This window comes from Caballeronia sp. (assembly GCF_028292365.1).
Taxonomy (GTDB): Bacteria; Pseudomonadota; Gammaproteobacteria; order Burkholderiales; family Burkholderiaceae; genus Caballeronia.
Window position 1 is genome coordinate 1 of the sequence record NZ_JAQGMM010000307.1, and the last position, 3,791, is coordinate 3,791.

The following is a 3,791-nucleotide window of genomic DNA, read 5'->3' on the forward strand; positions in this document are numbered from 1 at the left end:
AATATGACGCTATAGCTTCCGCGTTCCAACCGGTCGCGTTCCGTGTTTTCAGCGACAACCCATACAGGAAGTTCTCGCTCGAACCCTGGCTTGGCGCAAACGTGGCGGCAGGTACGTTGTATTCGTAACCGCCAATATTGACGAGGCCGCTGTAGACCGGGTTGCCGGCGGCATCGCGGAGAAATGACTGGGTGTCGCTGTTGTATTTTTGATGCCAATAGCCAAGCGTGAAGCCGGCTTGCAAAGTAGGCGTGAGGTCATACGCCAGCTTCAGCTTGAACTGGTCCTGGAACGTCCGCTCAATGCCTTCCGCTGTCACGCCCAGCACTGCCGTGCGGGCGTTGTTCTGGTCGTTGTAGAAAACCTCGCCACTCACCGGCCGATCGGTTGCCTTCGCAGGAACAGCCGACGCCGCCAGCGTCGCGAATTGCAACGGCTGGCCAGTGTTTTCCAGATGATCGACGCCGATCAGCCAGGACAGGTTGCCGTTTTTATCGCCGATAGTCGCCGACGAATTCGTGCCGTTGAAACTGCGATTCACGCCGAACAGATCGAAGTGCTGGCTGAACGCCTGGACGTGGGCATCGGCTTCGAACTTCTCCGGCATGCGCGTGGTGATGGCCACCGTCGCGCCGATCGAGTTGCCGGGATACAGCGCTGAATACGGACCGTAAATGACGTCAGTGCGCGCGATGTCGTCGGCGAACACCATCGACCAGCGCGGCGCGAACGTGAACGTATTGCCGAGGAAATTGCTGAGCAGCAGGCCGTCGGCGTAGACCAGCCCGCGCGCCGTTTGCGAATTGCTCGTGCCGCGCACGGCGATCGGGGAATTCACATCGCCAATAAACCGCTTGCGCACCGCCATGTTCGGCACGTACTTCAGCACGTCTTCCGGCGTGACCACGTTCCAGTATTGCGCCTGATCGGCGGTGACCGTGGCAGTCGTGGCAGGAAGGTTTGGATCGAGCGGGGAACGTGCCGATGAAGCCGCCTTGCTGGTGACGACTACCGGAGCCAACTGGATGGCATCGCCTTCGCGACGATCGGGCGTGCTTTCGGGCGAACTCTCCAAAGTGGCTGTGGCGGGGGCAGCAAGCGCAAAAGCTGGCGCCAGCAGGGAAAGCGGCACGCAGGCGTGGCGCTGCAATGTGAAACGATGAAACGAATGAAACCTGAGCGCGTGCGAACGCGCGGCGGCATGGCAGCCTGAAGGCTGCCATGCTCGCTTGAGGAGCTTGAGCATCGAAGAAATCCTGAATGAGTGGACGCAGACCGGCCGGCCACAGACGCTTAAACGGCGCGCGTAATCACGGCAAAGCCAGGACGGTCGATACGGACGGACTTCAGGAAACGATGGGCGGCGCGCGCGGAGACGCGGCGTTGAACGACTTGACGTGAACGACTTGCGCAACCGGCGCCGCAACGAGACGCATGACGCGTTCGACCCGCACCATCGCCGCGGGGGGTGCCGATGCCAGCGGCACGTTGTGCGCCAGCAAACCGCAATACGAACAGGCGTCGAACGAATCGGCGCCGGCCATGTGATGACCGGTTTGTTCGTTGCTTTGAACCGCAGCCCGCGGCGTGGAAGAAAGCGCGGATAAAACAATCTGCGCGAGGGCATCGGCGGAACAGATCGCCGCTTGCGGATCGACACCCTGCTGACGCGACGCCAGCGTCTGGCTAATCACCGGCGCGACAATAGCCAGCCACATGGCTGCCATGCCGAGCCATGCAACGAGGCGATTGCGCGAAGTGCGATTCATCAGGATCAGGGTAAGTTCAGCCGCGGATGGGCAAACGAGAATGAGAAACGATTGTAAGCACGCCGTCCGCGCTATGCAATGCGGTTCGGGCCATTCAGGCGGGCGTTTTCGGGTTATATCGGCAGCGAATGTTCGATATTTTGCCTTCGTGCGCTCGGACCGGGTTCTGCCGGCACTCTTTGCGAGTCACTCGGCGTGGATGTTGCACATGGAGACATTGGCCATCGATTCGGTTAGAATGCCGGGCTTGGCGCGACGCACGCACCCGCGTCGCCGGGAAATTCGCTTTCCCGAGGTTGCATCAAGCGCGGTAGGTGGTACGAGGTGGTTGGGCATGGTTTGCCCGTTTCCCCTCTCTCGAACCCGCTTTAAACTAGCCGCACAAACGCGCGTGAGTGGCGAAATTGGTAGACGCACCAGGTTTAGGTCCTGACGGCAGCAATGTCGTGTCGGTTCGAGTCCGACCTCACGCACCAAGCTAAAAACGAAGCCTCGCAGTGAAAACTGCGAGGCTTCGTCATTTGTGCGGCTGGTTTTTCGGCTTAGTCTGCTGTCCGGTTCAAGCCGCGCGCTGCGTCAGTACTTCATCGATCAGCCCATACTCCCGCGCCTGATCCGACGACATGAAATTATCGCGGTCGGTGTCGTTGGCAATCTGCTCCACGCTCTTCCCCGTGCGCTCCGCCATGATTTCATTCAGGCGCCGGCGCGAATAGAGCACCTCTTCGGCCTGGATGGCAATATCGGCCGCCGTGCCCTGCGAGCCGCCCGAAGGCTGGTGGATCATGATGCGCGCGTTAGGTAACGCAAAGCGCTTGCCCTTCGCCCCCGCGGTCAGCAGGAACGTTCCCATGCTCGCGGCGAATCCGGTGCACAGCGTGGACACGTCCGGCCGGATGAATTGCATGGTGTCGAAGATCGCCATGCCGTCGTAGACCGAACCTCCTGGCGAATTGATGTACAGCGCGATGTCCTTCTCGGGGTTATCGGCTTCGAGAAACAACAGTTGTGCGACAACCAGGCTCGCCGTCTGGTCCGTCACCGGTCCCACCAGGAAAATGATGCGTTCGCGCAGCAGCCGCGAGTAGACGTCGTAGGCGCGCTCTCCGCGTCCGGAATGTTCGATGACGGTCGGCACGAGGCCCAGGTTTTGGGGATTCATATCGTTGCGGTTCCTTTGCTTTTGCTCGTTGTGAATGCCTTCAACCGATATGACGCGCAAAGCCGTCCGTGCGTGACGCCCGTTCACGCGATATATTTTTGCCTGGGGCTGTCACATCCGCGTGGCGCCGGCCGTCAGGCCAAATACATGGTGGCCAATACATCGCAAAAGCGCGTGCAATTGAATTGAGGGGAACCTGCATGACTGGTGATACGGATATCGATCGCGACACGGCGCAACTCGCTCTCTTCGAGGCGTCGCGCGCGCGGCTGTTTTCGCTGGCGTACCGGATCCTTGGTGTGCGCGCGGACGCTGAGGACGTCGTCCAGGACACGTTCGTCAAATGGCATCTGCATCAGCGCACGGTGGCTGCCACAGGACACAATGCGCTGGACACGCCCGCAGCATGGCTCGCGACGGTCGCAAAACGGTCCGCTATCGACCGCTTGCGGCGTCTGAAACATGAAGCACCGTTGCCGGGCGCTATCGACAAACTCGATGGTCTCGATTCCTTCGATCACGCTCCGTCGGCCGAGACACTCGCGGAACAAACATCGGATTTATCGTATGGAATGCGCCTCGTGCTCGACCGGTTGTCGGCGGAAGAACAAGTGGCATTTCTGCTGCGCGAGGCGTTCGAGGCGGACTACGCGAGTATCGCGAAGATCCTTGACCGGAGCGCCGCGCATTGCCGGCAAATAGTGCATCGCGCGAAGGATCGGGTACGCGATGGCCGAAAATCCAACGACGCCACGCATACAGCGCAGGAAGAAGACGCAATCGAGCCGCTACTCGACGCCATCTCGCGTCAGGATGTCAACGCGCTGGTCGCGCTGACGCTTGTCACGGCCTCGGCCGCG

The 3,791-nt window shown here is 60.5% G+C and carries 4 protein-coding genes and 1 tRNA gene; 2 read left to right on the forward strand and 3 right to left on the reverse strand.

What is annotated here, in order from left to right; genetic code table 11:
- Both JWR14_RS18950 and JWR14_RS18955 read right to left on the reverse strand, forming a co-directional pair.
- Positions 1 to 1,246, reverse strand: a 1,246-nt coding sequence (locus tag JWR14_RS18950; protein ID WP_299709767.1) for a TonB-dependent receptor, incomplete at its 3' end; no start/stop codon positions are given.
- Positions 1,247 to 1,346: 100 nt separating this feature from the next.
- Entirely contained in the window at positions 1,347 to 1,769 is a 423-nt protein-coding gene (locus JWR14_RS18955; protein ID WP_299709769.1) for a DUF2946 domain-containing protein, read from the reverse strand.
- A gap of 389 nt (positions 1,770 to 2,158) precedes the next feature.
- On the opposite strand from JWR14_RS18955, the gene JWR14_RS18960 reads away from it, so the two are divergent.
- Positions 2,159 to 2,245 (forward strand) — tRNA-Leu (locus JWR14_RS18960).
- An 83-nt stretch (positions 2,246 to 2,328) separates the two neighbouring features.
- Here JWR14_RS18960 and clpP read toward each other — a convergent pair.
- Positions 2,329 to 2,931, reverse strand: coding sequence for an ATP-dependent Clp endopeptidase proteolytic subunit ClpP (gene clpP, locus JWR14_RS18965; protein WP_299709771.1), 603 nt, complete (start codon positions 2,929 to 2,931; stop codon positions 2,329 to 2,331).
- A gap of 200 nt (positions 2,932 to 3,131) precedes the next feature.
- On the opposite strand from clpP, the gene JWR14_RS18970 reads away from it, so the two are divergent.
- Positions 3,132 to 3,791: sigma-70 family RNA polymerase sigma factor (locus JWR14_RS18970; protein ID WP_299709773.1), on the forward strand; the 660-nt coding region annotated here is incomplete at its 3' end.